This window comes from Candidatus Poriferisocius sp. (assembly GCF_965202595.1).
In the GTDB taxonomy this organism is placed as follows: domain Bacteria; phylum Actinomycetota; class Acidimicrobiia; order Acidimicrobiales; family Bin134; genus Poriferisocius.
In genome coordinates, this window is the sequence record NZ_OZ241836.1 from 1309344 (window position 1) to 1325728 (window position 16385).

General features: G+C 64.7%; 15 protein-coding genes. 5 read left to right on the forward strand and 10 right to left on the reverse strand.

Going from position 1 to position 16385, the window contains the following annotated elements:
• Position 1: 1 nt before the first annotated feature.
• The 4 genes from ACOGXC_RS06155 to ACOGXC_RS06170 are packed head-to-tail and all read left to right on the forward strand — an operon-like array spanning position 2 to position 3157.
• Positions 2–931: a beta-ketoacyl-ACP synthase III gene (locus ACOGXC_RS06155; protein ID WP_419919816.1), complete on the forward strand. Its 930-nt coding sequence runs from the start codon at positions 2–4 to the stop codon at positions 929–931.
• Positions 928–1650 (forward strand): 3-oxoacyl-ACP reductase FabG, encoded by a 723-nt coding sequence (gene fabG, locus ACOGXC_RS06160; protein ID WP_419919817.1) that lies wholly within the window; start codon positions 928–930, stop codon positions 1648–1650. The genes ACOGXC_RS06155 and fabG overlap by 4 nt, the downstream gene beginning before the upstream one ends.
• A gap of 42 nt (positions 1651–1692) precedes the next feature.
• Entirely contained in the window at positions 1693–1932 is a 240-nt protein-coding gene (gene acpP, locus ACOGXC_RS06165; RefSeq protein WP_419919818.1) for an acyl carrier protein, read from the forward strand.
• A 43-nt stretch (positions 1933–1975) separates the two neighbouring features.
• Positions 1976–3157, forward strand: a complete 1182-nt coding sequence (locus tag ACOGXC_RS06170) for a beta-ketoacyl-ACP synthase II (protein WP_419919819.1) — start codon at positions 1976–1978, stop codon at positions 3155–3157.
• An 85-nt stretch (positions 3158–3242) separates the two neighbouring features.
• On the opposite strand, the gene fabZ is transcribed toward ACOGXC_RS06170, so the two are convergent.
• The 10 genes from fabZ to ACOGXC_RS06220 all read right to left on the reverse strand — a co-directional run bounded on the left by fabZ (position 3243) and on the right by ACOGXC_RS06220 (position 10775).
• Complete coding sequence (gene fabZ / locus ACOGXC_RS06175) at positions 3243–3668, reverse strand: 3-hydroxyacyl-ACP dehydratase FabZ (RefSeq protein WP_419919820.1); 426 nt, start codon at positions 3666–3668, stop codon at positions 3243–3245.
• Between the two features lie 20 nt (positions 3669–3688).
• Positions 3689–4156 (reverse strand): thioredoxin-dependent thiol peroxidase, encoded by a 468-nt coding sequence (gene bcp, locus ACOGXC_RS06180; protein ID WP_419919821.1) that lies wholly within the window; start codon positions 4154–4156, stop codon positions 3689–3691.
• A 34-nt stretch (positions 4157–4190) separates the two neighbouring features.
• Positions 4191–4469 (reverse strand): HU family DNA-binding protein, encoded by a 279-nt coding sequence (locus ACOGXC_RS06185; RefSeq protein WP_419919822.1) that lies wholly within the window; start codon positions 4467–4469, stop codon positions 4191–4193.
• A 175-nt stretch (positions 4470–4644) separates the two neighbouring features.
• Positions 4645–5424: a tryptophan synthase subunit alpha gene (gene trpA / locus ACOGXC_RS06190; RefSeq protein ID WP_419919823.1), complete on the reverse strand. Its 780-nt coding sequence runs from the start codon at positions 5422–5424 to the stop codon at positions 4645–4647.
• Complete coding sequence (gene trpB / locus ACOGXC_RS06195) at positions 5414–6646, reverse strand: tryptophan synthase subunit beta (protein WP_419919824.1); 1233 nt, start codon at positions 6644–6646, stop codon at positions 5414–5416. The genes trpA and trpB overlap by 11 nt, the downstream gene beginning before the upstream one ends.
• Positions 6643–7344: a phosphoribosylanthranilate isomerase gene (locus ACOGXC_RS06200; RefSeq protein WP_419919825.1), complete on the reverse strand. Its 702-nt coding sequence runs from the start codon at positions 7342–7344 to the stop codon at positions 6643–6645. The genes trpB and ACOGXC_RS06200 overlap by 4 nt, the downstream gene beginning before the upstream one ends.
• Positions 7345–7456: 112 nt before the next feature.
• A complete protein-coding gene (locus ACOGXC_RS06205; protein WP_419919826.1) occupies positions 7457–8308 on the reverse strand; it encodes a YgfZ/GcvT domain-containing protein in 852 nt (283 codons plus the stop codon).
• A 31-nt stretch (positions 8309–8339) separates the two neighbouring features.
• A complete protein-coding gene (gene trpE / locus ACOGXC_RS06210) occupies positions 8340–9854 on the reverse strand; it encodes an anthranilate synthase component I (protein ID WP_419919827.1) in 1515 nt (504 codons plus the stop codon).
• A gap of 88 nt (positions 9855–9942) precedes the next feature.
• Entirely contained in the window at positions 9943–10311 is a 369-nt protein-coding gene (gene hisI / locus ACOGXC_RS06215; RefSeq protein WP_419919828.1) for a phosphoribosyl-AMP cyclohydrolase, read from the reverse strand.
• A gap of 107 nt (positions 10312–10418) precedes the next feature.
• Positions 10419–10775 (reverse strand): GroES family chaperonin, encoded by a 357-nt coding sequence (locus ACOGXC_RS06220; protein ID WP_419919829.1) that lies wholly within the window; start codon positions 10773–10775, stop codon positions 10419–10421.
• Positions 10776–11153: 378 nt separating this feature from the next.
• Here ACOGXC_RS06220 and ACOGXC_RS06225 point away from each other — a divergent pair, with 378 nt between their 5' ends.
• A complete protein-coding gene (locus tag ACOGXC_RS06225; RefSeq protein WP_419919830.1) occupies positions 11154–16346 on the forward strand; it encodes a fibronectin type III domain-containing protein in 5193 nt (1730 codons plus the stop codon).
• The last annotated feature ends 39 nt before the right edge of the window (positions 16347–16385 follow it).

The following is a 16385-nucleotide window of genomic DNA, read 5'->3' on the forward strand; positions in this document are numbered from 1 at the left end:
CATGACCCGGGCGACGATAACCGGTCTGGGCACGGCGGTGGGTAACAAGGTAATCACCAATCACGACCTGGCTGCCGTGCTGGACACCAGCGATGAGTGGATTGTGGAGCGTACCGGCATCCACGAACGCCGGGTGGGGGGAAGCTGCCTCGAGTTGGGGGGCCAGGCGGCCAGGATTGCCCTGAAGGAGGCCGAGATGGATGCCTCCGACCTGGACCTGATCATCTGCGCCACCTGCACCCCCGATCAGGTGTTCCCGGCGGTGTCCAACCGCCTCCAGGAGGACTTGGGCGCAGCATGCGGAGCTTTCGACCTGAACGCCGCCTGCTCGGGTTTCACCTATGCGATTTCCCTGGCCCAGGCCCAGATATCCGCCGGGATGGAACGGGTGCTGGTGGTGGGGGTGGACACGCTCAGCCGCTTCACCGACTGGGATGATCGTTCCACCGCGATCCTGTTCGGCGATGGTGCCGGCGCCGTGGTCATGGAACCGGCTCGACGCGACGACCGGGGCGTGCTCAGCACCTACATGGGCTCGGAGGGCCGTTTCGCCGATCTTTTGACCTGTGACTTCGGTGACTACATCCGCATGGACGGCAAGGAGGTGTTCCGCCAAGCGGTGCGGGTCATGGTCTCGGCCAGCCGGCGAGTTCTGGCCGATGCCGGGTTGGAGCCGTCGGATGTAACCGTGGTGATCCCCCATCAGGCCAACCTCCGGATCATAGAGAGCGCCATGAAACGCCTGGGCATTCCCCTGGGGAAGGCAGCCACCGTAATCGAGGTCACCGGCAACACCTCGTCGGCGTCCATCCCCCTGGCCATGGGCGCGGCGGTCTCGAAGAGCGGCATCGCCGACGGTGATGTTGTCCTGCTGGTGGGTTTCGGGGCCGGCATGAGCGTGGCCGCCGCGCTGCTACGCTGGGGCCGGTGAGCGCATCCAGGGTCGTCTTGGTGACCGGGGGGAACCGGGGTATCGGGCTGGCCACCGCCACCGAGTTTGCCCGGAACGGCCACCGGGTGGCCATCACCTACCGGGGAGAGACGGCTCCGGCCGACGAGCGGTTCGAGCTGATGGGGGTGCGCTGCGACGTGACCGACGAGTCTCAGGTGGACACCGCCTTCACCCGGATAGAAGAGCATCTGGGGCCGGTGGAGGTGGTGGTGTCCAACGCCGGCATCACTCGGGACAAACTGGTTATGCGCATGACCGAGGCCGATTTCACCGACGTGATCGACACCAACTTGACCGCCGGTTACCGGGTGGCCCGCCGAGCCACCCGGTCCATGCTCCGCAATCGTTGGGGTCGCATCGTGTTCGTGTCCTCGGTGGTTGGGGCCGTGGGCCAGGTGGGTCAGGCCAATTACGCCGCCTCCAAGGCCGGACTGGTGGGGCTGGCCCGATCATTGGCCCGAGAGCTGGCCAGTCGCAACATTACGGTGAACGTGGTTGCCCCCGGCCCGGTGGGCACCGACATGTTGAATGAGCTGGACGAGGATCGACGCTCGACCATCATCGACGCGGTTCCCCTCGGACGATTGGGCGACCCCGGGGAAGTAGCTGCGACCATCTCGTTTTTGGCCTCCGATGCTGCCGGGTATGTCACCGGGGCGGTGATTCCGGTAGATGGGGGCCTGGGCATGGGAGGATGAACCATCCCAATAATCAATTGTCCCACAAAGGAGGGAGTCAGCGTGAGCGACGACAACTTCACTCGTTTCCGGAACTGCACCGTGGAGGTGCTGTCGGTGGAAGCCGATCAAGTCACCCCCGAGGCCAGTTTCGCCGATGATCTGGACTCGGACAGCCTCGATCTGGTGGAGCTGGTCATGGCTCTCGAAGAGGAATTCGACATCGCCATAGATGAAGAAGAGCTCGACGGGATCGAGACCGTGGGCCAGGCTTTCGACTTGGTGACGGCCAAGTTGGGATGACCCCGAGCCGTCGAAAGGGAATCCGGCCCCGGGGGGCGAGGCCATGACGGCCCCTCGCCGGGTTGTGGTAACCGGGATTGGGGTCCTGGCCTGGCCGGGTCTCGGCCGGGAAGCATTCTGGCAGGGGCTGCTGGAGGCACCGGCCGGGGGGCGGCGGGTCATGGATCACTTCGATCCCCTCCCCTGGTTCGACAACCCCAAGGAGGCCCGCCGCACCGACCGCTTCGCCCAGATGGCTCTGGCTGCGGCGGCCGAGGCGCTGGAGCAGGCCGGCGAGTTCAGCACCGATCCCGATCGCATCGGGGTGTGGGTGGGATCGGGCGTGGGTGGGCTGCGAAGCCTCGAGGATCAGATTCAGATTCGCATCGAGCGGGGTGAGCGCAGGGTATCGCCGTTTCTGGTGCCGATGATGATGGCCAACGCGGCATCGGCGGCCATTTCGATGCGTTACGGCTTTTCGGGACCGTGCGAGAACACGGTGACCGCCTGTGCGGCCGGCACCCAGTCGATCTCCAACGCCGCCCTGCTCATCCGCTCCGATCGCTGCGACGCGGTTATCACCGGCGGCAGCGAGGCCTCGAACTCCATCACCGCGGAGGCCGCGTTCAGGAACATGACCGCTGTCTCCAGCACCAACACCAGCCGCCCCTTCGACCGGGAGCGGGACGGCTTCATCCACGCCGAGGGGGCGGCGATTCTGGTACTGGAGGAGTTGGAGACGGCTCGCCGGCGGGGAGCCAACGTGCTGGGCGAGGTGCTGGGGGGAGCCAGCACTGCCGATGCCCACCACATCACCGCCCCGGCACCGGGGGGAGCGGGAGCCGTGCGCTGCATGGAGCTGGCCCTGGCCGATGCCGGGCTGGAACCCCGAGACATAGTCCACATCAACGCCCACGGCACCTCCACCCCGCTGAACGATGCCGCCGAGGCCGAGGCCATCCATAAGGTATTCGGCACTCCGGGACCGCTGGTCACCTCGACCAAGGGTGTGACCGGCCACGCCCTGGGAGCTGCCGGGGCCATCGAGGCGGCCGCTGTGCTTTTGGCCATGCACCACCGGCTGATCCCCCCCACCTACGGGTACGAAACCCCCGATCCCGATATGGCCCCCATCCGGATCGTGGCCCGGGAGCCCGCCCCGTGGACTCCGGGGCCATCGCTTTCCAACTCCTTCGGTTTCGGTGGACACAACGGAACCGTGGTTATCGGCCCGGCCCCGGACTAGCGGGTTAGACCTAGTTATCTCTGCGGCTCCCGAACCAGCGGGTTACTCCCAGCGGGTTACCCCCTGCGGGTCCCGAACCAGCGGTCTACTCCTGGTTATCCACCACCACGAACAGCAGCTCGCACTGGCAGGCCAGCTCCCCGGCCACCGAAGCCTGCCCCCGGCCCCGGCCCCCCCGGGCCGACAGCCTGGTCATCTCCACTTCCAGATCCAGGCGCTCACCGGGGGTCACCTGGCGGCGAAAACGGGTGCCGTCGAGACCGCCGAACAGGGGCAGCTTGCCGGCAAACCGATCGTCGTGGAGAACCACGTAGGCCCCGAGCTGGGCTACGGCCTCCGCCATCAGCACCCCGGGTAGGGTGGGACGGCCGGGAAAGTGCCCGGCGAAGAAGGGTTCCTGACCGGTGAGCTGCCAGTAGCCCTCGGCCCTCGGCCCGGCCCCCACTGAAACCACCTCGTCCAGGAACAGGAAGGGGGGGCGGTGGGGCAGAACCTCGGCCGGAGGTCGCATCCCGCGGTGCCGGCTCCCCGCTACCCCGCCGCCAGCGCCGCGGCCAGCTTCTTGGGGGTGTCCTTGGGGCTTACCTTGTACCAGGCGTGCTCGATGAGACCATCGGCTCCCACCAGAAACGCCGATCTGACAATGCCCAGGTAACTCTTGCCGTAAAGCTTCTTCTCCCGCCAGACCCCGAACGCCTCGGCAACCTCGTGGTCGAGATCGGACAGCAACCGGTAGCCCAAGCCGTTCTTCTCATCGAAGCGCTTCTGCTTCTCGGGTTTGTCCCCGCTGATGCCCAGAACCACTATGCCTCCGAGCTCTTCGGCAGTGTCACGCACGCCAACCGCCTGAGTGGTTCAACCGGGGGTGAGCGCCTTGGGGTAGAAGAAGATCATCACCCTCTGGCCGGCGAAGTCGTTCAACGACACCTGCCCCCCGTGCTGGTCCGGCAGGGTGAACGCCGGCGCGGGATCACCGGTGGACAGCAACCAATCGGTCATGGGCAAGAGGTTACCGGATGGGAGCGCGCCGGACTCAGGTGCCCTTTATCGCGGCCTTCAACCGGGCCCCGGCGCTGACCTTGCAGCCCTTGGTCTCGGCAATCTGGATGTTCTCACCGGTGCGGGGATTGCGACCGGTACGAGCCCCCCGGGTGGTCTGCTCGAAGGAGACGAAACCGGGGATCACCACCTTCTCGCCCAGGACCACCTGCTCGGTGACCACCTTCTCCAGCCCGCCGAGCACCGCATCAACGGTGCTCTTGCTCTCGCCGGTGCGCTCGCTGATGGCGCTGACCAAATCGGACTTGTTCATTGGATCCTCCTGCTTCTTGAACCGCATGACTGTAATTCAGTCAGGGGGCAAAACAAAATCCAAGCAGGCGCACGGGGGCGGTCAATAATCGTGATCATGCTCAATGTGACGCTCAGTGTGACCATGCTCAATGCAAGCACGGCTCAATGCAAGCATGGCTCAATGCAAGCATGGCTCAATCCAGGGCCCGGCGGAACCGCCCGACCAGCTCGGCTACCGCCGCCGGATCCCCGTGATCCAGCATCCGGCGCACCACTGCGGATCCCACCACGACACCGTCGGCCACCCGGCAGACCTCCTGGGCCTGAGCCGGGGTGCCCACTCCCACGCCGACCAGCACCGGAACATCGGTTACCCGCTTGAGCCTTTCCGCCATGACCACCGCCGATGAGGCCAATTGGCTGCGCACGCCGGTCACCCCCAGCAAGCCCACCCCGTAAACGAATCCTCGACTCCGTGAGCAGATCCGGGTCAGCCTCTCATCGGAGGCGGTGGGAGCAGCCAGCAGCACGGTCTCCACCCCGGCGGTGTCAGCCGCTTCGACCCACGGTCCCGCCTCTTCCAGGGGAAGGTCGGGCAGGATGGCTGCGGCCACCCCCCGCTCGGCCAGAACGGCGGCGAACCGTTCCAGCCCGAACCGGAAGGCGATGTTGTAGTAGGTCATAACCGCCAACGGCACTCCGACATCGAGGCGGCCCAGATCGTCCAGCACGCTTGTTGGGGTGACCCCAGCGGCCAGCGCCCGATCATTGGCCTGCTGGATCACCGGGCCATCCATTACCGGGTCGGAGAAGGGGATCCCCACCTCCAGGGCATCGGCTCCGGCGTCGGCAGCCGCAGCCAGCGCGCCCTGCCAGTCTCCCAGCCCTCCCGTCAGGTAGGGGACCAGCGCCTTGCCCCCCCGGGAACGGCGGACCCGCAGCGCCGCCTCAAGGGGGCCAGGCTCAAACCCCACCGTTGCCCACCTCGTCCCCATTCGGAGCGCCATCCATCCCCAGAGGGTCACTACCCACCTCGTCCCCATCCATTCCCAGACGGTCCATCATCTGGCCCACGTCCTTGTCGCCCCGGCCGCTGAGGTTCAACAGAACCGTTCTTCCGGCCAGTTCCGAGCGGGATCGCGACACCCAGGCCAGGGCGTGGGCCGGCTCCAGCGCGGGGATGATGCCCTCGGTTCGCGACAACAGCTCGAAGGCACCAACCACTTCGGTGTCGGTGACCGGCACGTAGCGGGCCCGGCCGATGCTGGCCAGGTGCGAATGCTCCGGACCGATGCCGGGATAGTCGAGACCGGCGGATATGGACTCGGCTTCCAGCACCTGACCGTGCTCGTCCTGCATGAGGAACGACTTGGATCCATGCACCACGCCGGGAACTCCCCGTCCAATGGCCGCCCCCCCGGCCGGCTCCACCCCCACCAGCTCGGCATCGCCGTCCACAAAACCGCTGAATATACCGATGGCGTTGCTGCCGCCCCCGACACAGGCGGTTACCACGTCGGGATCGCCCCCCAGCAGGTGCCGGCACTGCTCACGGGCCTCGTCGCCGATCACCCGGTGCAGCTCCCGGACCATCCAGGGGTAGGGATGGGGTCCCATAACCGAACCCAGGCAGTAGTGGGAGGACTCCACGGTCGCCACCCAGTCGCGCATGGCCTCGTTGATGGCATCCTTGAGGGTACGGCTGCCCGACACCGCCGCCCGCACCTCGGCACCCAGCAGCCGCATCCTGAAGACGTTCAGAGCTTGGCGCTGGATATCCACCTCGCCCATGTACACCGTGCATTCCAGACCCAGCAGGGCGGCCGCGGTGGCTGCGGCCACTCCGTGCTGCCCGGCTCCGGTCTCAGCCACTAGACGGGTCTTGCCCATCCGCACGGCCAGCAGGGCTTGCCCCAGCACGTTGTTGATCTTGTGGGAGCCGGTGTGGTTGAGATCCTCCCGCTTCAGCAGCAGGCGCAGCCCCAACTCCTCCGACAGGCGGCGGCATTCGGTGAGCGGTGACGGCCGGCCGGCGTAGTCGGCCAGCAGCCGGTTCAACTCGTCCCTGAACTCCCTGTCCCCCCAGGCCGAGCGGAACGCGGCCTCAAGTTCTTCGCAGGCCGGCACCAGGGTTTCGGGAACGAACCGCCCGCCGAACTCCCCGAATCGCCCGCCGGTGGGTTCGGCGATGGTCATGCCCGTTGCCAGTCGTAGGGAGCATCGTCGATATCCGATTGAGCAGGGGGGGCGGGCTGAACGCTGCGGACGGTGGTGATGAAGGCTCGCAGCCGGGCCGGATCCTTGCGGCCGGGAGCGACCTCCACCCCGGAGCTCACATCCACCCCCCAGGGCCGGACCTTGTCGATGGCGGTGGCCACATTGTCGGGGTTCAGGCCACCGGCCAGGATGAGCCGGATCCCACTGGGAGCCCCCTCGGCCAGCGACCAGTCGAAGATCCGGCCCGAGCCGGGGGTGTCGGAGTCCACCAGCACCAGGTCGGCACCGTAACGGTGGGCCAGGGCCAGGGCCTCGTCATTGCCCGGGAATGCCTTTATGACCACCGGAACCTCATCGCGTACCTGCTGGGTGCCGGCAATGCTCTCCTGACCGTGGAGCTGGGCTGCCTTGAGACCGCAGCGGTTCACCAGTTCGATCACCCGCTGGGGGGCCTCATTGCGGAACACCCCCACGGTGAGAACCCCGGGGGGAAGCCGGCGAACGATCTCCTCGACCCGGGGTGGGGCGATCCGGCGGGGTGACGGGGCCATTACGAAACCCACCGCATCGGCCCCCAGGGCAGTGGCCAGCAAGGCATCATCGGTCGAGGTAATGCCGCAAATCTTTACGAACACCAACCCCAAACTACCGGCTGATCGTCCCGGAGCATGGATCATCCGAGGGTTCTACGGGGAAGGGCCGGAGATTACGCAAAGGTTCTACGGGGAAGGGCCGGAGATTACGCAATAGTTCTACGGGGAAGGGTCGGAGCATGGATCATGCAATAGTTCAGCGGGGAAGGGCCGATGCTTGAGCCCGGTGGCCCGCTAACTCGACTTCGGACGGCATCTCCACGGAGCGTTTTATGTATCCCAGGGCCACCGTGGTGCCCGCCCCCGCATCCCAGGCCGTACTGGTCACCACGCCCACCTCGCCACCGCCGGAACCGGTGATCGGATCGCCACCGGCCAGGCGAACCCGGCCGGCCACAACGAGCAGCCGAAGGTACCGGGGGGCAGTGTTTCCCCGGGAGTCCATGCGAGCCACCAGCTCCTGGCCGGTGAAGCATCCTTTGGTGAAGCTCACCGTCCAGGGCACCACCTCGGCTTCGGCGGGAATGGTACGGCTGTCGATGTCGAGTCCCATCCGGGGGAATCCAGCCCTGATCCTGTGGGCCTCCAATGTTTCCGGATCCACCTGCGGTACTTGCGGCGGGACTATGGGGGCCGGTCCCAGCACATCGATGCCGCCAGTGGGGACCGGACCGATGATCTCCCCGGATACGGTTGCCTCCCCGGCTCCCGGCCCCCGAACCGCCAGGCATCGCCAATCGAGTGCTTCCAGGGTCACGTCGGTTCGGAGCATGAACCGCTCCAGCCGGGTGGTGAGTTGCTCCAGGGGACCATCGGTATCCAGCACGAACTGTTTCCCCGCCCTCCGGGTGATCCGCACCAGAGCGTCGATGCGCCCCTGGGGCTGGAGGATCAGCGACCAGGCCGATTGGCCCTCGGTCAGCCCGTGGATGTCCTGGCTGAGCTGACCATGCAGGAAGGTGGCCGCGTCGGGGCCGGCCACCGACAGCACAGCCCGCTCCACGGGACAGACCCCCACGGTGGTCGAAAGATCCACGGTGCCGGTCATGACAGGGTCGAAAGATCCACGGCCCCGGTCATTACGGTCGGCTCCGTCTCATGCGCCGGGCGGCAGGCACCGCCGAAAGGAGGGCTCGGGCCTTGTTGCGGCATTCCAGATCCTCCTGTTCGGGGATGCTGTCGGCCACGATGCCCGCGCCGGCCTGGACCGACGCTCGCCCTCCCCGGATCACCATGGTGCGAATGGCGATGGCGGTGTCGATGTTTCCCGAGAAGTCGAGATAGCCCACCACCCCGGCGTAGGGCCCCCGCTTCACCGGTTCCAGATCGTCGATGATCTCCATGGCCCGCACCTTGGGCGCTCCCGACACCGTGCCCGCAGGCAGGGTGGCCCGCAGCACATCGACCGGGGTGCGGCCGGGGGCCAGTTCACCCGACACCTGCGAGGTCAGGTGCATTACATGGCTGTAACGCTCCAGAGTCAGCCTCTCGTCCACCGTCTCGGTGCCGAAGCTCACCACGCGCCCCACATCGTTGCGGGCCAGGTCGAGCAGCATTATGTGCTCGGCGATCTCCTTGGGGTGCTCGGACAGCTCGGCGGCCATCCGGCGATCCTCGGCCGGTGTGCGACCCCGGCGGCGGGTGCCGGCGATGGGACGGGAGATGACCCGCCCTCCGAGAAGCTGCACCATCGGTTCGGGGGAGCACCCCACCAGCGACAACTCGGGAAGGTGCACGAAGTACATGTACGGGCTGGGGTTCACCTGGCGCAGCGAGCGGTAGACATCGAAGGGCTCGGCATCCAGGTCGAAGTCGTACCGCTGGGCCAGCACCACCTGGAAGATGTCCCCGGCCAAGATGTGCTCCTTGGCGGCCTCCACCGCGGCACAGAAGCTCTGCGAACTCATGGTGGACACCACCTCGGGCAGTTCTTCGTCATGATCGGGGGGCTCCAGTAGCGGTTCGGCCACGGGGCGGGCCCCGTCGGCGGCCAACTGCTCGAGGGCGACCACAGCCCGGTCGTAGGCCTCGTCCATCTCGCTCGGAGAGGCACCGGGGGGAACGATTACGTTCTCGATCAGGCACACCCGCTGGCGCCAGTGGTCGAACACCGCCAGTTCCCCGATGACCGACAGCACCGCATCGGGCAAGCCCTGGTCGTCGTGGGGCTGGTTGGGCAGATGCTCCACCTCCCGGACCACGTCGTAGCCCAGATAACCCATGAGGCCACCGTGCAGTGGCGGAAGATCTTCCAGGGCCGGGGAGCGCCACCGGGACAGGATGTGCTCCACCGCGGCCAGTATGCCCCGGTCCAGCGGGGTGTCCTCGGGCAAAGCGCCGGTGGCGGTAATCCGGTGGCCGCGAGCCACCAGTGTCCCCAGGGGGCGGCGACCGATGAAGGAGAACCGGCTCCACCGCTCGCCATGCTCCACCGACTCCAGCAGGAAGCCCGGCTCGTCACCCACTGTGCGGGCAAAAGCCGCCACCGGAGTGGTGAGGTCGGCTATCAACTCCTGCCAGACCGGCACCACCGTCCACTCCGCAGCCAGCCGGTGGAACTCCTGGCGCCCCGGACGGATCACAGGAACCCCCACCAGGACACCAGGAAGCGGATCACAGGGACCCCCAACGGAGCGTTGGGTACTCGATCACGGGGACCCCACCAGGACACCAGGCACCGGATCACGGGGAGGGGGGCTGGTCGAAGGATTGGAAGAAGCAGGAGTACTCCCCGGTATGGCAGGCCCCCCGGCCCTCCTGCTCCACCTTCAGCAGCAGGGTGTCGCCGTCGCAGTCGTAATAAGCCTCTCGAAGGTACTGGCGATCACCGGAGGTCTCCCCCTTGCACCAGTACTCCTGCCGGGACCGGCTCCAGAACCAGGTGCGCCCGGTGGCCAGGGTGCGCTCCAGCGATTCCCGGTTCATCCAGGCCATCATCAGCACTCGCCCCCCCTCGTGTTCCTGCACGATGGCGGGAACCAGCCCGTTGCTGTCGAACGCCACCTTGTCCAGTGCGCCCGGATCTGCGTTCAAGGGAGTGGTTGCCGGCATCCCCCCATCGTAGGATCAGATCTCACCCCGCAAAGAGCCATTTGCCCCAACCCCTGTTCCAAGGCACCTGATCAGAGATACAGCCTGATCAGCAATGAGGCACCTGATCAGAGATACAGCCCGGTGCTTCCCTCATCGAGGCGAGGGGCGGCCACCGCGTGAATATCCCGCTCGCGCAGGATCAGGTAATCGGCACCGCGTACCTCCACCTCATAGCGGTCCTCCGGGTTGAAAAGAACCTGATCACCGGGTTCGACGGTGCGGACGTTTGGACCCACCGCGATGGCCTCGGCCCAGGCCAGGCGCTTGCCCACCTGAGCCGTGGCCGGTATGAGGATGCCGCCGGTGGATCGCCGCTCCCCCTCGGGGGTCTCGATGTGCACCAGGATGCGGTCGTTGAGCATCTTGATGGGGAACTTGTCCTTCGGTGTGACCTGATTCGCGGAGCTTGCTGTCCTGGCCATGGGGTCACAACGCTACCGTGATCGGTATCTGCCCGGCGACTTTGGGGCCACCACAAGCACGCTGATCACCTCCGATCGTCTCGTACTCAAGCCTCAGTGGGTGCTACCTCTTCCAGCTTGAGCCGGGGTGGTTACACGGTTTTTCGTGGGGGTACTTGCGCGGGGGCGTGTGGGAGACTTTTCAGTGTAATTGTTTGAGCCCTCGCAGCGAAGTTGTATGCTTGGGGTCCTGGTCCTTTTGGAAAGGATGGTTCGGTGATGGTTGATCGGTTTGACTCAGTGAGGGGGGGGGGGGGTAGGCGTGTAGGGCTGCTCTGGTTTATTGGGACCCTGGTTTTGGTGGGGTTGTTGGGGTCGGTGTTGGTTTCGGTGGGGGGTGTGGGTGCTCAGAGTGTGCCGAATGCTCCGTCGTCGGCATCAATGGTGGTGTTGGGTGGTGGTGCGGTGCGGTTGTCGTGGGGGCCGCCGTCGGATGCTGCGACTACGGGGGTTTCAGGTTATGAGTACACGTATTCTGAGCAGGCGTTTGGTCAGAGCAGTTGGGTTCCACCGGAGAACAGGGTGGTGGATGCTTCTACGAGTTTAGCGCCTACTTCGGGGGATCGTAGTGGGGTTGTATGGCGGCCGGTGCCCGGTGGTGGGGCTGCTGGGTCGGTGGTGGTGTCGGGTTTGACGGTTGGTAGCCGCTACCGGTTCTTCGTGCGGGCGGTGAACGCTGCGGGATCGGGTCAGATTGAGGTGCTGAGTGGGGATTGGATGTCTGATGTTGCGCCGGCACCGGCGGGTTTGCGGGCGGTTGTTTCCGATTCCCAGGTGGAGTTGAAGTGGACCAAGGCTAACGGTCAGGTGGCGGGGTCGGGGTTTGCTACTATTTTGCGGTACGAGTACGCGATCAAACAAGGCGATGGGGGATGGTCGGGGTGGTCGGTGATGGCCGATGACGGTAGTACGGCGGCTGGGCTTCGCGAGTTGTTCGTGGTTTCGGGTTTGGTTAACGATGTTGGGTATTCGTTCAGGGTGCGGGCGGTCAACAAGCATGGCAACGGTGCTGCGGGTGAAGTGGGGCCGGTGGTGGTGGGGGGCGCGCCGGGTGCTCCTCGTAACTTTGTGGTGGCACCGGGTGATAAGTCGGCGTTGTTGTCGTGGGCTTTGCCGGGGGTGGTTGGCTCGCCGATCACGGGTTGGGAAGTCCGGTGGGCCGGGGGTCGTAGTTACACAAACTTGGGGTTGGCTCAGTGGTTTAGGGTTCCTGGTGGGGTTGGGGTTAGGTCTTATTTTGTGACCGGTTTGGATAATGCCCAGTCCTATGTGTTTGAGGTGCGGGCTGTTAACGCGTTGGGTGGGGGTTTGGGGACGCGTTCTGGGTTCATATATTTGGGTGAGGTTTTGGGGGCTCCCAAAAATTTGAGAGCGACACCAGAGGAGTCGTCGGTGACGCTGAACTGGGGCCGACCGGATGGTGCTGCTGGCGGGACTTTTCGGCGTTTTGAGTATTCGGTGCGGGCTGGTGATGGTGAGTGGGGTGGTTGGGTGGCGATACCGAACAGTGTTTATTCAACTGTAAAGTATCAGGTTCCGGGTTTGACAGCGGGTGTGGGGTATCGATTCCGCCTACGGGGGGTGAGTAGTGCGGGTGCGGGTCCGGCGGCGGAGACGGGGGTTGTTTATCCGGGTACGGTGCCGCCGGCTCCGGCGGTGTCCGCGGAGGTGGTGTCGGATTACACGGTAGGGTTGCATCAGGTGGTTTTGTCGTGGACCGGTTTTGATGGTGGCTCTCCGATAATTAAGTGGCAGTTGAAGCAGGCGACATCGGTGGACAAGTTGGGTGATGCAGTTTGGTATGATTTGTGTGATAACAGGGCGGGGTTGGATCCAGGGTGCGGGGGGTTGTCGACGGTGACGTTGCCCAGGCCTCGGAGTTTTGATTACGATAATGCTACTAACTGTTTTGCTCAGTTGTGTGTGGGGGCTTTGGGTGCGGGGGAGCGTTATTTTGTGTTGCGGGCACAGAACGCCAGGGGTGTGGGTTTGGAGTCGGGGGTGGTGAGGGTGAATATTCCCAAGGGTGTTCCTTCTATGGATTATGTCGTGTTTTTTAGGGGTTATAATGATGATCCTCGCAAGGCCGGTAGTCGGCCTCATATGGGGGCAGGCTCTCCTGTGAGTTATCTTCATGGTGGTACGCGTTTGCGGTTTGAGTCGTCCTGGAAGGTCGGTGATGGGCAGTGGGGTGGTTGGGTCACTCAACAGGGTAGCTTGAGTAGGGGAACCGAGACTTTCGGTGGGATGACTTTTGAGGTTGGGAAGACGTATACGTTTAGGACTCGGACGGTGTCTGTTGTGGGGGCGGGTTATGCGGCCGAGTCGGAGCCGTTTGTTTTCGGGTCTCCGGGATTGCCGGGTGCTGGTGATTGGGCGAGTGAATCCCTGATGCGTCCGGAGGTGTTGGCGATTCCGGGTAATGGTCAGGTGAAGTTGAACATTGTTCGACCCAAAGCGCGGCTTTTCAATCGTAATGATAAGTATTTGTTTCAGTATGAGAATGCTTTCACCGATACCGATGGTACTTATGCTGGCACGGTTTGGGAGTATTCGTATCGTCCCGCCGGTGGTGAGTGGTCGCCGTGGGCGGTGTCCAATGTGGGTCCAAGGTTCGCTGATCGGGATGCGGGCAGTGCTGATGTGGCTGGTGATGGGATTACGGTGTCGGGTTTGCGTAATGGGGTGGCCTATGAGTTTAGGGTCAGGGCGCGAAACCGGCACGGTACCGGTTGGTTGGTGGGTCCGGCGTTGTATTCCAACGGTGCCGGTTTGTTGAACAAAGCCGCCGATGCCATTCCGGATAGGGTGGTGATCCCGGGTGTGGCACCGCCCGCGCCGGCGGGTTTGACGGCTTCGGGTGGTGATGGTGAGGTGTCGTTGTCGTGGACATCGGTGGGGTCGGGGGGTCCGCCGATTATTCGTTGGGAGTACATCAAGGATTCAAAAGCTGCAGGCGCGAATACCTCATGGAGTGGTTGGGACGATGAGTGGACAGCGGTTCCGGGTTCGGGGCCGTCGACGACTCAAGGGGTGGTGAAGGGTTTGACCAATGGCACCTCATACCGGTTCCGGTTGCGGGCGGTGAACGCGTTGGTGGCCTTGGACAGCGATAACACCTTGGATCCCAAAACCCAAACCGTTGGTCAGGGTGCGCAAGCCCAGTCGTTGGTGGTGGTTCCCGGTAAGGTGCCCACCGCGCCCCGCCAAGTAACAGCGACACCGGGCGATGGTGGGGTGAGGGTCACTTTGTTGGCCCCGGTGGGTGGTTCTGCGGTTTTGAGTTATGAGGTTCGGATGCGGCGCAGCGGTAGTAGCAGTTTTGATGCGTGGCAATCGTTGGGAGCTCGCGTCACCCCACCGGCGCGCCATTTGGCCGAATCAGCAGGGGTGCCGGTGCGGGGCCTGGTCAACGGGGTGGCTTATGACTTCGAGGTGCGAGCGGTGAACCAATTCGGCACCGGCCCCGCCGCGGGGGTGGTTGGTCCGATAACACCAGTGGGCGCACCCGCCGGCGGTGCGCTGTCTGCGACTACTGGTGATGGGCAGGTCACGCTGTCGTGGGTAGCGGTGAACACGGGGGGCAGCACGGTTACGGGTTGGCAGTACCGGATGAAAACCGATGGTGGGGGTTACGGTTCATGGACCACCGTCACCGGTGGGGCGACGGCTCGTAGCCTGGTGGTGGATGATCTCGCCAACGGGCGGGCCTACACCTTCCAGGTGCGAGCCACGGCTCGGTTGATGACCACCAACACTCAGGTGATTGGGGCGGCGTTCGAGTCCGAGGCGGTCACCCCTTCAGCGGTGCCCTCCGCACCGTCGGTGACCGCCACCGCTGGCAACACGATGGTCACTTTGAACTGGGCAGCCGGTGCTAGCGGTGTGGTGGGTGAATCCAACTGGGCTGCGGCGGTTACCGGGTGGCAGTACCGGATGAAAACCGGCACCGCTGGTTACGGGGCTTGGGTTGATGTGGCTGCCGCTACTACCACCCGTGAGGTTGATGGTCTCACCAACGGTGTTGCCTATATGTTTGAGGTCCGAGCGCTGAACAGGATTGGTGCTGGTACTGCCGTTACCGCGACGGCGATGCCGGCAACGGTGCCTGATGCGCCGGCGGTTACCACCACGGCTGGTGACAAGACGGTGACGGTGAGCTGGACACCGGGTGGTGATGGGGGTTCGGTGGTGACGGGTTGGCATTTGCGCACCGGCGATGGTGAGTGGGTTACTTATCCTGCTGGTACGACTTCGGTGCCCGTCTCCAATCTCGCCAATGGCACCACCTACACCTTCCAAGTCAGAGCCCAAAACGATATGGGCAACGGCACTGTTGGAGTTGACACTGCGATGCCAGCGATGACCCCTGCCGCTCCCACCTTTACCGTCACGCCCGGTGACGGTACGGTGACTTTGTCGTGGACACCTGGTACCGATGGGGGTTCTGCGGTGACCGGTTGGCATTTGCGGGTTGATGATGGCCAGTGGCGGGACTTGGCCGGGATGGGTTTGGGTGCTGATGCCACCTCGGTGCCGGTGTCGGATCTGACTAATGGCACCAGTTACACGTTCCACCTAAGGGCTGAGAACGCGATGGGTGCCGGTGTGGTGGCCTCGGTGTCGGCGATGCCTGCTGCGGTACCGGCTGCTCCCAGCGTCACAGCATCGGCCACCGATGGGACCATCACCGTTACCTGGATGGCGGGTGATGATGGGGGGTCTGCGGTGACGGGTTGGCAGTGGCGTACCCGGGTCGGGAGTGCCGGTTTTGGTGAGTGGGCCGATGTTGGTGCGGTCACGATGAGCACGGTTATATCCGGTACCGATACCGGTACTTCTCCGGTGGCCTATACCTTTGAGGTGCGAGCGGTAAACGCCATCGGTGCCGGTCCCGCGGGCACATCGTCCACCATCGCCTCCGGCGACGATGCTCCTGGTGGCGACAGCCCCAGTGATCAGGTTTATTACTCCGGCCCGGTTACCGGTCCGAGTTTTTGTGCGGAGTTCTCTTTGGGTGGGGCCCGCTTGTTCGCCTTGGATAGCAACGGTGACGGGGTGGCCGATATTTGCTCGTTGCCCTACACCCGCCGTGAGGCCATAGCCCGGCAAAACGCGGTGATCACCCTGGCCAACCGGTACCCCGACCTGTATCGCCGGCTCGTCAACGCCGAGTGCGCCAACCAGCCCGGTAGCGGGGCTTGCGGGGGCGATGAGTTGGCGGTGCCGGGGTTCCCGCCGCCCAACGATGGGGGCCCCTATTATTCGGGGACCATCACCGGGCCTTCCTACTGTGCCAACCGCTCTTTGGGTGGGCCCACCACCTACCCGCTGGACAGCGATGGTGACGGCGTGGCCGATGTGTGCTCGTTGCCCTACACCCGCCGTGAAGCCATAGCCCGCCAAAAAGCCGGCGACACCCTGGCCGCCACCTATCGCGACGAGTACAGAGCCGCTCTTGCTGAGGAGTGCCGCCGCCTCGGCAACTACGGCGACAGCGTTGCCGACCTCAACAACGACATCTGCAACTAACCAACCCCGCCGGAAGCCCGGTGCTTGCCGGTGCTGCTA